Source organism: Nocardiopsis sp. LDBS0036, from assembly GCF_041228755.1.
Lineage (GTDB): Bacteria > Actinomycetota > Actinomycetes > Streptosporangiales > Streptosporangiaceae > Nocardiopsis > Nocardiopsis dassonvillei.
This window is the reverse complement of record NZ_CP141103.1, coordinates 1,426,124-1,441,381: the sequence shown is the minus strand read 5'-3', so window position 1 is coordinate 1,441,381 and position 15,258 is coordinate 1,426,124. Positions and strand designations below refer to the sequence as shown.

Annotated in this window: 18 protein-coding genes; 13 read left to right on the top strand and 5 right to left on the bottom strand. The window is 73.7% G+C overall.

Going from position 1 to position 15,258, the window contains the following annotated elements:
• Positions 1-15: 15 nt before the first annotated feature.
• On the top strand, positions 16-1,215 hold the full coding sequence (locus UIS43_RS06110; protein ID WP_071622235.1) for a mandelate racemase/muconate lactonizing enzyme family protein: 1,200 nt from the start codon (positions 16-18) through the stop codon (positions 1,213-1,215).
• 90 nt (positions 1,216-1,305) lie between these two features.
• Here the strand turns inward: UIS43_RS06110 and UIS43_RS06105 are convergent, their stop codons facing one another.
• Entirely contained in the window at positions 1,306-1,803 is a 498-nt protein-coding gene (locus tag UIS43_RS06105; protein ID WP_013153522.1) for a hypothetical protein, read from the bottom strand.
• Positions 1,804-2,128: 325 nt separating this feature from the next.
• Here UIS43_RS06105 and UIS43_RS06100 point away from each other — a divergent pair, with 325 nt between their 5' ends.
• Positions 2,129-2,668, top strand: coding sequence for a class IV adenylate cyclase (locus tag UIS43_RS06100; RefSeq protein ID WP_013153521.1), 540 nt, complete (start codon positions 2,129-2,131; stop codon positions 2,666-2,668).
• Positions 2,669-2,733: 65 nt separating this feature from the next.
• On the opposite strand, the gene UIS43_RS06095 is transcribed toward UIS43_RS06100, so the two are convergent.
• From UIS43_RS06095 to UIS43_RS06085, 3 genes are read right to left on the bottom strand one after another with little or no spacing between them, the layout of a single operon-like run.
• Positions 2,734-3,465, bottom strand: coding sequence for an ABC transporter permease (locus tag UIS43_RS06095; protein WP_370012711.1), 732 nt, complete (start codon positions 3,463-3,465; stop codon positions 2,734-2,736).
• Complete coding sequence (locus UIS43_RS06090; RefSeq protein ID WP_083555275.1) at positions 3,462-4,133, bottom strand: ABC transporter ATP-binding protein; 672 nt, start codon at positions 4,131-4,133, stop codon at positions 3,462-3,464. The genes UIS43_RS06095 and UIS43_RS06090 overlap by 4 nt, the downstream gene beginning before the upstream one ends.
• Positions 4,130-4,300, bottom strand: coding sequence for a hypothetical protein (locus UIS43_RS06085; protein ID WP_013153518.1), 171 nt, complete (start codon positions 4,298-4,300; stop codon positions 4,130-4,132). The genes UIS43_RS06090 and UIS43_RS06085 overlap by 4 nt, the downstream gene beginning before the upstream one ends.
• Positions 4,301-4,588: 288 nt before the next feature.
• On the opposite strand from UIS43_RS06085, the gene UIS43_RS06080 reads away from it, so the two are divergent.
• Genes UIS43_RS06080 through UIS43_RS06070 form a run of 3 tightly spaced genes read left to right on the top strand, consistent with a single transcriptional unit; the run spans position 4,589 to position 6,824 of the window.
• Complete coding sequence (locus UIS43_RS06080) at positions 4,589-5,740, top strand: sensor histidine kinase (RefSeq protein ID WP_013153517.1); 1,152 nt, start codon at positions 4,589-4,591, stop codon at positions 5,738-5,740.
• A complete protein-coding gene (locus UIS43_RS06075) occupies positions 5,728-6,408 on the top strand; it encodes a response regulator (RefSeq protein WP_370012708.1) in 681 nt (226 codons plus the stop codon). Before UIS43_RS06080 ends, UIS43_RS06075 begins: the two co-directional genes overlap by 13 nt.
• 44 nt (positions 6,409-6,452) lie before the next feature.
• A complete protein-coding gene (locus tag UIS43_RS06070; RefSeq protein ID WP_370012706.1) occupies positions 6,453-6,824 on the top strand; it encodes a VOC family protein in 372 nt (123 codons plus the stop codon).
• 309 nt (positions 6,825-7,133) lie between these two features.
• Here UIS43_RS06070 and paaK read toward each other — a convergent pair whose 3' ends face one another.
• Positions 7,134-8,486, bottom strand: a complete 1,353-nt coding sequence (paaK, locus tag UIS43_RS06065) for a phenylacetate--CoA ligase PaaK (protein WP_013153513.1) — start codon at positions 8,484-8,486, stop codon at positions 7,134-7,136.
• 244 nt (positions 8,487-8,730) lie between these two features.
• Between paaK and UIS43_RS06060 the strand changes: the two genes are divergently transcribed.
• From UIS43_RS06060 to paaD, 8 genes are all read left to right on the top strand, one after another.
• Complete coding sequence (locus UIS43_RS06060) at positions 8,731-9,966, top strand: thiolase family protein (protein WP_013153512.1); 1,236 nt, start codon at positions 8,731-8,733, stop codon at positions 9,964-9,966.
• Positions 9,963-10,736 carry an enoyl-CoA hydratase/isomerase family protein gene (locus UIS43_RS06055; protein WP_013153511.1) on the top strand — a complete coding sequence of 258 codons (774 nt, stop codon included), beginning with the start codon at positions 9,963-9,965 and terminating at the stop codon, positions 10,734-10,736. Before UIS43_RS06060 ends, UIS43_RS06055 begins: the two co-directional genes overlap by 4 nt.
• Complete coding sequence (locus UIS43_RS06050; RefSeq protein ID WP_013153510.1) at positions 10,733-11,626, top strand: 3-hydroxyacyl-CoA dehydrogenase family protein; 894 nt, start codon at positions 10,733-10,735, stop codon at positions 11,624-11,626. The genes UIS43_RS06055 and UIS43_RS06050 overlap by 4 nt, the downstream gene beginning before the upstream one ends.
• A 4-nt stretch (positions 11,627-11,630) precedes the next feature.
• On the top strand, positions 11,631-12,434 hold the full coding sequence (locus UIS43_RS06045) for an enoyl-CoA hydratase/isomerase family protein (protein WP_370012702.1): 804 nt from the start codon (positions 11,631-11,633) through the stop codon (positions 12,432-12,434).
• A gap of 98 nt (positions 12,435-12,532) precedes the next feature.
• The gene (paaA, locus tag UIS43_RS06040) at positions 12,533-13,507 is read left to right on the top strand and encodes a 1,2-phenylacetyl-CoA epoxidase subunit PaaA (protein ID WP_013153508.1); all 975 of its coding nucleotides are present in this window, start codon (positions 12,533-12,535) and stop codon (positions 13,505-13,507) included.
• A complete protein-coding gene (gene paaB, locus UIS43_RS06035) occupies positions 13,504-13,821 on the top strand; it encodes a 1,2-phenylacetyl-CoA epoxidase subunit PaaB (protein ID WP_013153507.1) in 318 nt (105 codons plus the stop codon). Before paaA ends, paaB begins: the two co-directional genes overlap by 4 nt.
• A gap of 43 nt (positions 13,822-13,864) precedes the next feature.
• A complete protein-coding gene (gene paaC / locus UIS43_RS06030) occupies positions 13,865-14,743 on the top strand; it encodes a 1,2-phenylacetyl-CoA epoxidase subunit PaaC (protein ID WP_013153506.1) in 879 nt (292 codons plus the stop codon).
• Positions 14,737-15,258, top strand: coding sequence for a 1,2-phenylacetyl-CoA epoxidase subunit PaaD (gene paaD / locus UIS43_RS06025; RefSeq protein WP_370012700.1), 522 nt, complete (start codon positions 14,737-14,739; stop codon positions 15,256-15,258). The genes paaC and paaD overlap by 7 nt, the downstream gene beginning before the upstream one ends.

Here is a 15,258-nt window from a genome sequence, read left to right as displayed (position 1 = left end):
ACTTCCGGAGACCCCATGAACACACCCGCCGAGCCGCGGGGCGGCACCCGCACCGGCACCGCGGGGGGCACCGCCACCGACTCCATCGCCTCGGTGACGCTGTCCCGCGTCGACCTGCCCCTGTCCACCCCCATCAGCGACGCCAAGGTGCTCACCGGCCGCCAGAAGCCGCTCACCTCGGTGTCGGTGCTCTTCGCCGAGATCACCACCGAGCAGGGACTCGAAGGCGTCGGCTTCACCTACTCCAAGCGGGCCGGAGGCCCGGGCCAGTACGCCCACGCCCGCGAGGTGGCCCCCGAGCTGATCGGCGAGGACCCCAGCGACATCCAGCGCCTGTGGACCCGCCTGGTGTGGGCCGGGGCCTCGGTGGGGCGCAGCGGACTGGCCACCCAGGCCATCGCCGCGATGGACATCGCCCTGTGGGACCTCAAGGCCAAGCGGGCCGGGCTGCCGCTGGCCAAGCTCCTGGGCGCGCACCGCGACGCGGTCGACTGCTACAACACCTCCGGCGGGTTCCTGTCCGCGCCGCTGGAGGAGGTGCTGGACAACACCCGGGCCGCCCGCGCCGCGGGCATCGGCGGTATCAAGATCAAGGTCGGCCACCCCGACCACCGGGTGGACCTGGCCCGCGTGGAGGCCGTGCGCGAGGAACTGGGCGACTTCCCGCTCATGGTCGACGCCAACCAGCAGTGGAACCGGGGCTCGGCCGCGCGCATGGGGCGCCTCCTGGACCGGTTCGACCTGGTCTGGATCGAGGAGCCGCTGGACGCCTACGACGTCCGGGGGCACGCGGACCTGGCGCGCGAGCTGGCCACGCCCATCGCCACCGGTGAGATGCTCACCAGCCCCGCCGAGCACGAGGCGCTGATCCAGGCCGGGGCCGTGGGCTTCATGCAGCCGGACGCGCCGCGGGTCGGGGGCATCACCCCGTTCCTGGACGTCATGGCCCAGGGGCGCGGGGCCGGGGTGCGGATGGCGCCGCACTTCGCCATGGAGATCCACCTGCACCTGGCCGCCGCCTACGAACTCGACCCCTGGGTGGAGCACTTCGACTGGCTCCAGCCCCTGTTCGAGGAGCGGCTGGAGACCGCGGGCGGGCGCATGCTCGTTCCGGACCGGCCGGGTCTGGGCTGCACGATCAGCGAGCAGGCCCGCGCCTGGACCGCCCAGAGGACCCGGGTGGACGCCGACGGCCACACGGACCTGAAGGGCTGACCGGCCGCGCCGCCGGGTCCGGCGACCCGGCGGCGCGGGGCGGCGGGCCCGCGCGTGCGGCCGAACCGGGGCGGGGAGGGCGCGCGGCGGTCAGGAGAGCGCGCGGAACCCCTGTGCGTCCGCTCCGCCCAGCAGCGCCACGCTCAGCCACATCCCCGGCAGCTCCTCGGCGGGCACGTCGGTGTCCGTCACGATCCGCTCCACCGGAACGTCCAGCGGCGCGGTCGCCGGGTGCAGCGGTGTCACCAGTTCGGCCCTGTTGCCCATGGTGAGCAGTACCTGCACGGCGGTCCGCCCCCGGTGCCCCTCGGGCAGGGAGTAGGGCACGGTCACCCTCCAGCGCATGTCCGTGGGCAGGCTGTCCGGAGCGCGAAACCCCCAGTACCACGCCTCCTGGTCGGACATCTCCACCACCAGCGACGACACGGGGACCCCGGTCTCCTCGTCCGCCGGAGCGATCGTCCACTCCCGGCCCATCACGGCGTCCTGGGGCCTTCGCGCCTCGCGCTGCCACCACCTGTGGCGGCGCAGGGCCAGGTAGTCCTCGACCCGTCCTCCCGAGCCCGCCCTGCCGACTGTCTCGTCCACCCGGTGTACTCCTTCAGGGGGCGTGGCGCGCCGCACCGCGCGCCACACGGCGTGCTCCCCCCGGTCCGCGGACGGTGTCACCGGCCCGTACATGGGGTGGAGCACACCGTTCAGGGGGACTGTCTTTACCCTCTGCCCGGTAGGGGGTCGCGCATGCCGGACGCGACCGGGGATTTCGCGCACCCCGGCGACCTGGGCCTTCGCGGCGGCCCCTGTCCTCCCGGTCCGTCGCGGAGGGGGAATCGGGCAGCGGTCGCGCGGGGCGGCTCTCACCCTCGGTAAGCTCCTGGGCAACTCCCGTACCACTCTGCCCAGGAGCACACGCATGCGTGAGATCGAGGCCAAGTACCGCGTCGCCGACCCCGCCGCGCTCCTGGCCGCCCTCGACTCCGCCGGGGTGGCCCTCTCCGCGCCCGCCGAGCAGGACGACCAGGCCTACGCCCCGCCCGGGTGGGAGTTCGGCATGCCCAAGGCGGGACGCGCCTTCGCCCGGCTGCGCACCCAGGGCGGCGAGCACGTCCTCACCGCCAAGACCCCGGCCGCCAACCCCCTGGAGTACGTGGAGCACGAGACCGCCGTCGCCGACCGTGATCAGATGCACCGGGTCCTCCTCCAGTTCGGCTACGTCCCGGCCCTGCGCATCGTCAAGACCCGCCGGGTCGGCCGGGCGGGCGCGATCACCGTGTGCGTGGACGAGTTGCGCGGTGTGGGCGTGTTCCTGGAGGTCGAGCTGACCGTGGACGACGACCGCGACGGCCCCGCGGTCCAGGCCCGGCTCGACGCGTGGGTGCGCTCGCTCGGAGCGGACCTGGAGCGCACCACCGACGGCTACGACGTCCTCGTGCGGGCCGCCGCGGCGAGCTGACCGCGGGCCCCGGCCGGGCGCGGGCGCCCGGCCGGGACCGCCACCCCCGTCGGGGGAGGGGTGGGTCAGTGCAGGTAGCGGCGCCGGGTGATGACCAGCAGGTTGGCCGCCAGCGGCAGCAGCAGGGACAACGCCGTCACCGTCCAGCCGACCGCGAGCGCCTGTCCGAGGTCGGGGTAGGCCGCGTCGGGCACGACCACGCCCACGCTGAGCCGGTAGGCGAAGCAGGTCGGGACCACGTACGAGAAGTCGGCGGCCATGAACACCAGCGTGGCCACGGTCAGGCCGATCCCGAACACGTTCACGATGACGACGTTGCGGGTCACCAGCGTCAGCAGGGCGCACAGCAGCGCCACCGGGGCGACGCACACGCCGACCAGCAGCCAGTAGGCGGCGCTCATCCGCCCGATCCCGGCTCCGGGGTTCTCCATCAGCAGGAACACCACCAGCCCCACGTGGTTCACCGCCGCCATCACCGCCACCAGCGCGCACGCGACGGCCAGCTTCGCGGCCCACAGCGCGGGCTTGGAGCGGCCGCAGGTGAGCCACTCGAAGTAGGTGCCGTTGCGGAACTCGGTGTGGAAGCAGGCCGCGACGGTCGCGCACACCACCAGGGGCAGGACCATCGTGTACTGGTTGTGGAAGGTGAAGTAGAACCGCTCCAGGGTGGGCTCCCCGCCGTTCACGGCGTAGTCGACGACCACCATCGCCAGCGGGACGACGTTGAGCACGAGGACGGCCCAGACGAAGCGCTCCCGGCGGATCTTGCGGAGTTCGTTGGCCAGCAGCGTCCTCATGCGTCCTCCCCCAGGACCGTCGCGTACAGGTCCTCAAGGTCGCCCTCGACCTCGTCGGCGTCCATGCGCCGCACGATCCGGCCCGCTCTCATGAACAGCAGGTGGTCGGCCAGGGAGGCGATCTCGGTCAGGTTGTGGCTGGAGACGATCATGCTCGTGCCCCGTTCGCGCTGGACGGCCCGGACCAGCTCCCTGATGTCGCGGATGCCGATGGGGTCGAGGCCGTTGGTGGGCTCGTCCAGCAGCACCAGCCCGGGTTCGCCCAGGAGCGCCCGGGCGATGCCGAGCCGCTGCCTCATGCCCAGGGAGGTGCGCGAGAAGCGCAGGTCCGCCAGCTGGCCCAGGCCGACCTCCGCCAGCAGGCCGGGGACCTCGTCCAGGGGCGTGCGCAGGTAGCGGGCGTGCAGCTCCAGGTTCTCCCGCAGGGTCAGGCCGCCGTAGAACGCGGGGTACTCGATCAGGCGGCCCACGCGCAGGCCCGGCGCGCGCTCGATGGCGCCGGTGTGGTCGTTGGCGCCCAGCACCGACTTGAGCAGGGTGGTCTTGCCCGAGCCGTTGGGGCCGAGCAGCCCGTAGACCCGCCCGGGTTCGACCCGCAGGTCGATCCCGTGCAGGACGCGGTGGCGGCCGTGGGCCATGGAGACGTCGCGGATGTCGATCAGGCTCACGGGACCACGATCCACAGGCCGAAGAGGACGGCGTAGACGAGGAGGAGGACGCCGGGGAGGACGTACGCCCCCTTCTCCGTCCCGCCGGGTGAGAGGAAACGGGCCGCCGCGATGGTGACCGCGCCCGCGAACGCGATCATCGACGCGACCAAGAGCACCGCTGACATGCGACTCCTTGTCGTCGTGGACGTGCCCGGGACGTGTTCCCGGGCGGCACCGACCACGCTAGGCAGGGGCCCCGGAGGGCGGCAGTGTCCCGGGTGCCGGGTCCGGTGCGCGGGGCCCCGGCGGGGTGGCCGGGGACCGGGGGGAGCGTGGACCCGGGGCGCGGCGGGGTGGCCGAAGGTCTCGCCGGGGTGGCCCGAGGTACCGTCGCGGACCGGCCCCGGTACCCCTCCCGCGGTGGGGGCTCCGTCCCGGGAGGCCCCGGTGAACAGCGGTTATACGGTGGGGCCGTGCGGATTCTCGGCAACGTCCTCCCCTGGTCGACCGTGGTGTTCGTCGCCCTCGCGGCCGTCGACTCCCACCTCGGCAACATGATCACCGTTCCCTGGCCCCTGCTGGCGGCCGACGCCGTGCTGGGGGCGGTGCTCGTCACGGCGAGCCGCTGGTGGACGGCTCGCGGCTGGGGCCGGTGGCTGGTCGCGGCGGCACCGGCCGTGTCCACCGCCTCCGTCGGGCTGGCCGCGCTCGTGGCCGCCCGCGAGGCGTCGGGCAGGCGGTGGCGGACGGCCGCGCCCCTGTGCGGGATCCTGGCCGCCGCCCTGGCCGCGGGCCTGCACAACCCCTGGACCCCGGTGGAGCCGATCCGGCCCCTGTGGATCGAACTGCTGCTCGTGGCCGCTGCCGTCGCCGCCCTGGCCGCGTCCTCGGCCTACCGGGGCGCCCGCGCCGACCTGGTCCGCGTGCTGCGGGAACGGGCGCTGGACGCCGAGCGGGAGCAGCGCTTCCGGGTGGAGAACGCCAGGATGGAGGAGCGCGACCGCATCGCCCGGGAGATGCACGACGTCCTCGCGCACCGGCTCACGCTCATCTCGCTGAACGCCTCCGCGCTCACCCACCGCCCCGACCTGGCCGCCGCCGACCGCGACGCCCTGGCCGAGGAGATCCTCACCAACACCCGCCAGTCACTGGCGGAGGTCCGCGGCATCCTGTCCGACCTGCGTTCGGGCCAGGACGAGGACGCGGACCGGCCCCAGCCCACCTTCGACGGGCTCGGGCGGCTCCTGGAGGAGAACCGCAGGGCCGGAATGCGGCTGGAGGTGCACGACGAGGTGAGCGGACGCCTCCCGGCCCCCGCCAACACCGGCCGCCACGCCTACCGCATCGTCCAGGAGGCCCTCACCAACGCCCGCAAACACGGCGCACCCGGGCCGGTGCGCGTGCGCGTCGTCGCGGAGGGAACCGACGCGGTCCTCATCGAGGTCCGCAACCCCGTGCGCCGGCGTCCGGACACCGCCGACCCCGGGGAGCGTGATCCGGACGCGGGGGCCGGCGTCGGACTCGTGGGACTGGCCGAACGCGCCGCCATCTGCGGCGGCTCCCTGCTCTGGGGGCGGACGGGGGACCACTTCGAACTGAGGGTGCGCCTACCATGGTCGCCGTGAGCGAACCCGTACGAGTGGTGGTCGTCGACGACGACCCGATGGTCCGGCGCGGCCTGCGCCTGCTCCTGGGAGGCGGCGCGGTCGAGGTGGTCGCGGAGGCCGGCGACGGCGACGAGGCGGTGCGGGTCGTCGCCGAGCACGCCCCCGACGTGGTCCTGATGGACCTGCGCATGCCCGGGACCGACGGGGTGGCCGCGACCGAGCGCATCCGGAGCGCTCCCGGAGCGCCGCCCGTGCTCGTGCTCACCACCCTGGACTCCGACCGGGCGCTGGTGCGCGCCCTGCGCGCGGGCGCGAGCGGGTTCCTGCTCAAGGACGCGCCCCCGGACGAACTCGTCGAGGGCGTCCTCGCGGTCCACCGGCGGCGCCCGCACCTGGCCGACGCGGCCACCCGCCGCCTCATCGGCCTGGCCGTCGGCGGCGGGGACGACGAGGCGCGAGACCGGGCCCGCGAACGCCTGTCCGCGCTCTCCGAGCGCGAGCGCGAGGTGGCCCTGGCCGTGAGCCGGGGCCTGTCCAACACCGAGATCGCCGAGGACCTGTTCATGAGCGTCAGCAACGTCAAGGCGGTCGTCGGCCGGGTGATGGCCAAGCTGGACGCGCCGAACCGGGTGCTCGTCGCCAACGCGGTGCGCGACGCGCGCCTGGAGGACGGCCGCGCGGGTTAGCCGCCTCCGGGCGGGTTGTCGGCGGTCACCCGTAGGGTGCGGGTATGGGAAGCCGTATCTGTGTGATCGCCATCGACGCGGTCGACGCCGAGACCGTGGCCGCGTTCTGGAGCCGTGTGCTGGACTGGCCGATCGTGGAGGAGGCCGAGGACGGGTTCAGCCTCGCTCCGCACGAGGGGGCGGACCTGGGGGTCGACGTGTTCACCGTGCCCGAGCGCAAGAGCGTCAAGAACCGCCTGCACCTGGACCTGCGCGTCACCGGCGGACTGACGGTGGCCCAGGAACTGGAGAGGCTGCTGAGGCTGGGCGCGGTGAAGGTGGACGTGGGGCAGCCCGAGGACGCCCGGTGGACGGTGCTCGCCGACCCCGAGGGCAACGAGTTCTGCCTGCTGCACGGACGCGCCGACGCCTCCTGAGGGGCCGCCCCGCCCCGGAGCTCAGGCCTCGCCCCCGGCGGTGAACACCCTCCCGGGCTCGTCCAGCCGCACCGTCTGGCCTCTCGGGATGACGCTGAGCCCGAAACGCCCGTGGGCGGGGGAAGGTCAACGGGTGCGTCACGGGCATGGGCGACACTCTGCCAGGGCGGTGCGACATCCCGCCCCGCGCAGCGCCTCCGCCCGTTCCCGCCCGCCGGGCGACCCGCCCCGACTCCTCGCCGCACACGACACGGCCGCCGCGGAGTCCTCCCATCCGCCCCGCGGCGGCCGTGCGTCATTCGCGTCCCGTCACTCCTTGGGACGCTGGTCGATGATGCGGCGGAACTTGCCCACCGAGCGCTCGATCTGTTCGGGGTCGACCACGTCCACGGTCACGCTCACGCCGACCCTGTCCTTGACCGTCGCCACGATCTGCTCACTCAGGGCCACGCGCCGCTCGGCGGTGCAGTCCGGGGCCGCCTCGATGCGCACCGCCATGCGGTCCAGGCGCCCCTCCTTGGTCAGCACCAGCTGGAAGTGCGGGGCCAGCCCGTCCAGGCCCAGCACGATCTCCTCGATCTGGGTCGGGAAGACGTTCACGCCGCGCAGGATGATCATGTCGTCGCTGCGGCCGGTCACCTTGTCCATGCGCCGCATGGGCCGGGCCGTGCCCGGGCGCAGCGCGGTCAGGTCGCGGGTGCGGTAGCGGATCACCGGCATGGCCTGCTTGGTCAGCGAGGTGAAGACCAGTTCGCCGTTGGACCCGTCGGGCAGCACGTCCTGGGTGACGGGGTCGAGCACCTCGGGGTAGAAGTGGTCCTCCCACACGTGCAGGCCGTCCTTGGTCTCCACGCACTCGTTGGCCACGCCCGGACCCATGACCTCGGACAGGCCGTAGATGTCCACGGCGTGGATGTCGAAGCGCTCCTCGATCTCGGTGCGCATCTTCTCGGTCCAGGGCTCGGCGCCGAAGATGCCGACCTTGAGCGAGGTCGTACGCGGGTCGATTCCCTGATGCTCGAACTCGTCCATCAGTGTCAGCATGTAGCTGGGGGTGACCATGATGATGTCGGGCTCGAAGTCCTGGATGAGCTGCACCTGCTTGGCCGTCTGCCCGCCCGAGGCGGGGATGACCGTGCAGCCGAGCCTCTCGGCGCCGTAGTGGGCGCCCAGCCCGCCGGTGAAGAGCCCGTAGCCGTAGGAGACGTGCACCTTGTGCCCGGGGCGTCCGCCCGCGGCGCGGATGGAGCGGGCCACCACCTCGGCCCAGGTGTCGATGTCCTCGCGGGTGTAGCCCACGACGGTGGGGCGGCCGGTGGTCCCGCTGGAGGCGTGGATGCGGCTGACCCTGTCCTGGGGGACGGCGAACATCCCGAAGGGGTAGTTGTCGCGCAGGTCGGCCTTGGTGGTGTGCGGGAAGTGGCGCAGGTCCGCCAGTTCGCGCAGGTCCTCGGGGCGCACCCCGGCCTCGTCGAACTTGCGGCGGTACAGGGGCACGTTGGCGTAGGCGTGCTCCAGGGTCCACCGGAGGCGCTTGAGCTGCAGGGCGCGAAGCTCGTCGACACTCATGCGCTCGGCCGGGTCCAGGATCTCGGGTGCGGGCGCCTGTCCCAGGCGGGCGGTGGCTCCGGCCGGCAGCGTGGTGGTGTCGTGGCTTGCCATGGGCCTCTCCGTGTACTGTGCGCGGGACCCGCCAGGACGTGGGCGCCTGGGTGGGGTGGGCGGGCGGGCGCGCTGATCTCGTGGCGGTGCGGTCCGTCGCGGATCGGACCGACTTGCTTACTGACCGAACGTTCGGTTACTAATGCATTAACGCAGTCTCCAGGCAGCGGTGTCAAGGAGAAATGTCGATGATTTCACAGGCGACGGTGGCCCCGACCACCGTCTTTAGCACGGGAGGCCGCACGTGAGCGAGGTCTACTTGGTCGACGGGGTGCGGACCCCGCAGGGCCGCTACGGCGGCGCCCTGGCAGCGGTGCGCCCCGACGACCTGGCCGCCACGGCCGTGGCCGAGGCGGTCCGCCGCGCGGGCGTGCCCGGCGAGGCCGTGGACGAGGTCATCCTGGGCGCCGCCAACCAGGCCGGCGAGGACAACCGCAACGTCGCGCGCATGGCGGCGCTGCTGGCCGGACTCGACCCGAGCGTGCCCGGCTACACCGTCAACCGGCTGTGCGCCAGCGGCCTGACCGCCGTCGCCTCCGCCGCGCAGGCCATCCGCGCGGGCGAGGCCGACGTGGTGGTCGCGGGCGGCGTGGAGTCCATGACCCGGGCCCCCTGGGTGATGGCCAAGCCCGGAACCCCCTGGGCCAAGCCGGGCGAGGTCGCCGACACCTCCCTGGGCTGGCGTTTCACCAACCCGCGCTTCGCCGCGGCCGACGCCGAGGCGCCCGTCGACGCGGGCCCCGACGATCTGCGCTACACCCTGTCCATGGGCGAGACCGCCGAGGAGGTCGCGCTCCTGGAGGGGCTCACCCGCGAGGAGTGCGACGCCTTCGCGCTGCGCAGCCACGAGCGCGCGGTCGCCGCCGCCGAGGCGGGCCGCTTCGACGCCGAGACCGTCCCCGTCACCGTGCGCGGACGCAAGGGCCAGACCAGCGAGGTCACCGCCGACGAGGGCCCGCGCCCCGGCTCCAGCATGGAGAGCCTGGCCGGGCTGCGCCCGGTCTTCCGCGAGGGCGGCATCGTCACCGCGGGCAACTCCTCCTCCCTCTCCGACGGCGCCTCCGCGCTGGTGCTGGCCGGCGCCGAGGCCGTGCGCCGCTACGGCCTGACCCCCCGCGCCCGCGTGGTCGCCTCCGCCTCGGCCGGGGTGGACCCGCAGGTCATGGGCCTGGGTCCGGTCCCGGCCACCCGCAAGGTGCTCGGCCGCGCCGGGTGGGACCTGGACGGGGTCGGCGCCGTGGAGCTCAACGAGGCCTTCGCCGCCCAGTCCCTGGCCGTGATGCGCCAGCTCAAGCTGGAGGAGGAGCGCGTCAACGCCGACGGCGGCGCCATCGCGCTGGGCCACCCGCTGGGCAGCTCCGGCGCCCGCATCCTGGTCACCCTGCTCAACCGCATGGAGCGCGAGGACGCCGCCCGCGGCCTGGCCACCCTGTGCGTGGGTGTGGGCCAGGGCGTCGCACTGCTGGTGGAGCGCCCGTGAGCGCGAGCGACGGCACCGCGCACCGGGCCGACGGGGACTTCACCACCCTGGACGTGGAGTGGCGCGAGGACCGCGTGGTGGTCCAGCTCCACCGCCCCGAGGCCCGCAACGCCATCAACGCGACGATGATCGCCGAACTGCACCGGGTGTGCGAGCGGATCGAGGCCGAGCCCAGGCCGCTGCTCCTGACCGGGCACGGCACCGTGTTCGCGGGCGGCGCCGACATCTCCGAACTGCGCGAACGCGGCCGCGAGGAGGCGCTGGCCGGGATCAACAGCCGCCTGTTCGAACGCCTGCACCGCCTCCGTGCGCCCACCGTGGCGGCCGTGGACGGCTACGCCCTGGGCGGCGGCGCCGAGCTGTCCTACGCCTGCGACATCCGCATCGCCACCCCCACCGCCGTGTTCGCCCAGCCCGAGCCGGGTCTGGGCATCATCGCGGGGGCGGGCGCGTGCTGGCGGCTGCGGGAGCTGGTCGGCGCCTCGGTGGCCAAGCAGGTGCTGCTGGGCGGCTACCGCCTGGACGCCGAGGCCGCGCTGCGCCACGGCCTGGTCGCCGAGATCGTGCCCTCCGGGGAGTTGCGCGAACGCGCCCACGCCCTGATCGACCGCATGGCCGCCTCCTCCGCGCTGGCCCTGCGCATGACCAAGATGGTCCTGGACGCCGACGGCCCCCACCCGCTCGCCGACGACCTGACGCAGGCCGTGCTGTTCGAGAGCGCCGACAAGCACGAGCGCATGACCCGTTTCCTGGAGAGGAAGAAGCGTTGAGCACCACCGAGCAGGGGGGCGGCGCCGCGCCGGGCGTTCCCGCCACCGTCGCCGTCGTCGGCGGCGGCACCATGGGCGCCGGGATCGTCCAGCAGTTCCTCACCCGCGGCGCCGACGTGGTGCTGGTCGAGGCCACCGCCGAGGCCGCCGAGGCCGGTCGCGCCCGCGTGGCGGCCGGGCTGGACAGAGCCCGCCGGCGCGGGAAGATCGACGCCGAACCGGCCGCCTACCTGGCCCGGCTGCGCACGGTCACCACCCCCGCCGACATCCCGGCCGACGCCGGGCTGGTCGTGGAGGCCGTGCCGGAGCGGCCCGAACTGAAGATCGCCGTGCTCACCGCCGCCGAGGCCGCCGTGGGCGAGGACACCGTCCTGGCCTCCAACACCAGTTCGCTGTCGGTCACCGAGCTGGCCGCCGCCCTCCAACGCCCCGCGCGCTTCCTGGGCACCCACTTCTTCAACCCCGTCCCCGCCTCCAAGCTCGTGGAGCTGGTCGTGGCCCCCGAGACCGACGAGGCCGTCCTGACCTCGGCGCGCGCCTGGGTCGCCGCCCTGGGCAAGACCGAGGTCGTGGTCCGCGACGCGCCCGGGTTCGCCACCAGCCGCCTGGGCGTCATGCTGGGGCTGGAGGCCATCCGCATGGTCGAGGAGGGTGTGGCCTCGCCCGCCGACATCGACACCGCCATGGAGCTGGGCTACCGCCACCCCATGGGGCCGCTGCGCCTGACCGACCTGGTGGGCCTGGACGTGCGCCTGGCCATCGCCGAGTACCTGGCCGCCGAACTGGGGGACCGGTTCGCGCCTCCGGAGCTGCTGCGCCGTATGGTCGCCGAGGGAAGGCTGGGCCGCAAGAGCGGACGGGGCTTCCACACCTGGGACGAGGGAGAGTAGAGCGTTGAGCGAGGACACGGCGGCCGGACAGGCGGCGGCGGAGTTCACCGAGGCCGACGGGCTGGCCACGGTACGGCTGAACACGCCCGCCCTGACCCGGCGGGTCAAGGAGGAACTGCTGGCGGCGCTGCGTCGGGCGGCGGGGTCCACCACCGCCCGCGCGGTGCTGCTGCTGGGCTCGGACAAGGCCTTCTGCGTGGGCCAGGACCTGGCCGAGCACGCGCGGATCCTGGAGGAGCGCCCCCAGGACGCGCTGGACACCGTGCGCGAGCACTACAACCGCATCGTGCTGGCCCTGGAGGACGTCCAGGTGCCGGTCGTGGTCGGCATCGGCGGCGCCTGCGTGGGCGCGGGACTGGGTTTCGCCCTGGCCGGGGACGTGCGGATCGCGGCCCGCCGGGCCAAGTTCGGCACCGCCTTCACCGGCATCGGCCTGGCCTCGGACTCCGGGCTGGCCTCCCGCCTGGTGGCCTCGCTGGGCCAGGCCCGGGCCATGGAGCTGATGCTGCTGGGCACGGTCGTGGGCGCCGAGCGCGCCCTGGAGCTGGGCCTGGTCACCGAGGTCGTGGACGACGACGCCTGGGAGGCGCGCGCCCACGCCGTGGCCGCGGGTCTGGCCTCCGGGCCCACCAGCGCGTTCGTGGCGGCCAAGCGGGAGGTGCGCTCGGCCGCCGTGGGCGGGCGCGAGCTGCCCGAACTGCTGGAGGAGGAGGCCGACCTCCAGAACCAGCTGGGACAGACCGCCGACCACGTCGGAGCGGTCCGCGCGTTCCTGGCCAAGGAGAAGCCGATCTTCTCCGGGAGCTGAGCTGGCGGTTTCCCCGCCCGGCGGACTTGCCCGGGCGGGGGAATCCGGGGATACTAATTACTGACCGAACGTTCGGTTATGAATGAGGTGAGAAACCAGTGAGCACCCAGACGGTCCGGGAGGCGTCCCCCGACGCCGACCTCCTCCAGGCCGAGTTCGACGCCAGGATCGCCGCCGACCAGCGCATCGAGCCGCGCGACTGGATGCCCGAGGGCTACCGCAGGACGCTCGTGCGCCAGGTCTCCCAGCACGCGCACTCGGAGATCATCGGCATGCAGCCCGAGGGAGACTGGATCGCCTCCGCGCCCAGCCTGCGGCGCAAGGCCATCCTGCTGGCCAAGGTCCAGGACGAGGCCGGGCACGGGCTGTACCTGTACGCCGCCGCCGAGACCCTGGGCGTGGATCGCGCCGACCTGACCGAGCGCCTCATCGAGGGGCGCCAGAAGTACTCCTCGATCTTCAACTACCCGTCGCTGACCTTCGCCGACGTGGGCGTCATCGGCTGGCTCGTGGACGGCGCCGCGATCTGCAACCAGGTCCCGCTGTGCCGCAGCTCCTTCGGCCCCTACGCCCGCGCCATGGTGCGCATCTGCAAGGAGGAGTCCTTCCACCAGCGCCAGGGCTACGAACTGCTCATGCGCATGATGGAGGGCACCCCCCAGCAGCGGGCGATGGTCCAGGACGCCGTCGACCGCTGGTGGTGGCCGTCGCTGATGATGTTCGGCCCGCCCGACGCCGACTCGCCCAACACACAGCAGTCCATGGCCTGGGGCATCAAGCGCGACACCAACGACGACCTGCGCCAGAAGTTCGTGGACATGACCGTCCCCCAGGCCGAGAAACTCGGCGTCACCCTGCCCGACCCCGAGCTGGTCTGGAACGCCGAGCGCGGCCACCACGACTTCGGCGAACCCGACTGGGTGGAGTTCAAGCAGGTCATCTCCGGCGCCGGACCCAAGAACGCCGAGCGCGTCCAGCGCCGCCGGGCCGCCCACGAGAAGGGCGCGTGGGTGCGCGAGGCCGCCACCGCCTACGCCCGCAAGCACACCAGCGCCGAGGAGGCCGCGGTATGAGCGACGACAACACGGCCGGTTCCGGGGCGGCCCGCCCCGAGTGGCCGCTCTACGAGGTCTTCGTGCGCGGCAAGCGCGGCCTCAACCACGTCCACGTGGGCTCGCTGCACGCCCCCGACGACCACATGGCCCTGCACAACGCCCGCAACCTCTACACCCGCCGCAACGAGGGCGTGAGCATCTGGGTGGTGCGCGCCGAGCACATCGCCGCCTCCAGCCCCGACGAGAAGGACCCCTACTTCGCGCCCAGCGGGGACAAGGTCTACCGCCACCCGACGTTCTACCCCATCCCCGAGGACGTCCCGCACATCTAGGGCGGCGGCACGACCGGCGCACACGAGGCCAAAGGAAAAGACATTGAGCGGCGACCACATCTACTCGGCCCTGAGCGAGGAGCACGGCGGCGACACCCGCTGGGCCTTCGGCACCGGCTTCACCGACGCCCTCGCCGGGGTGGACACCACCCTGCCCGAGGGGGTCGACGGGGCCGACCTGGCGCTGTACTGCCAGATGCTCGGCGACGACGCGCTCATCCAGGCCCAGCGGCTCGTCCACTGGGTGACCGACGCCCCCGAGCTGGAGGAGGAGGTCGCGCTGGCCAACATCGCCCTGGACCTGCTCGGACAGGCCCGCCTGCTGCTGGCCCGCGCCGGACAGGCCGACGGCACCGGACGCGACGAGGACGCCTTCGCCTACCGGCGCGGTCCCGCCGAGTTCCGCAACGTCCGCCTGGCCGAGGCGCCCCGCGGCGACTTCGCCCGCGCCGTCGTCACCCTGCTGACGCTCTCCAGCGCCCGCCTGGCCGTGTTCGCCCGCCTGGCCGACAGCCGCGACCCCGTGCTGGCCGCCGTCGCGGCCAAGGCGGTCAACGAGCTGGCCTACCACCGCGAGTACGCGGTCTCCTGGGCCCTGCGCCTGGGCGACGGCACCCCCTACTCCCGCGAGCGCATGACCGCCGCCGTCGCCGAGGTGTGGCCACTCACCGGCGAGCTGTTCGCCACCCACCCCGTCGAGGCCCGCATGGCTCAGCAGGGCGTGGGTGTGGACCCGGCCACCGTGCGCGAGGAGGTGCACGCCGTCCTGGCGCAGGTGCTCACCACCGCCACCCTGGACGCCCCCGCGCCCTTCCCCGCACCGGCCCTGGCCGGACGCCGGGGAGAGCACACCGCCGAACTGGCCCCCCTGCTGGACGAACTCCAGAAGGTGGCCCGCGAGCACCCGGAGGCGACATGGTGACCACCACCCGGGACCGGGCCCGCGAGCGCGCCGAGCGCGCCGCCGCCGCGGTCACCGACCCCGAGCTGCCCATGCTCACCCTGGCCGACCTCGGCATCCTGCGCCGCGTGGAGGTCGAGGGCGACGGAACCGCCGCGGTGTGGATCACCCCCACCTACTCGGGCTGCCCGGCCCTGGCCGAGATGCGCGCGGACGTGGACCGCGCCGTGCGCGCCGCCGGGTTCGACCGGGTCGAGGTGCGCACCGAGCTCTCCCCGCCCTGGACCACCGACTGGATCACCGCCGAGGGCAGGCGCAAGCTCGCCGAGCACGGCATCTCCCCGCCGGGCGGCGCGCCCGCGCGGGCCGCCGGGCCGGTGCCGCTGACCCTGCTGCCCACCCGTACCGCACCGCGCTGCCCGCTGTGCGGGTCCGGCCGGACCGAGGAGCTGTCCCGCTTCGGCGCGACCTCCTGCAAGTCCCTGCACCGCTGCCGGTCCTGCCGCGAACCGTTCGAGCACGTCAAGGAGATCTGA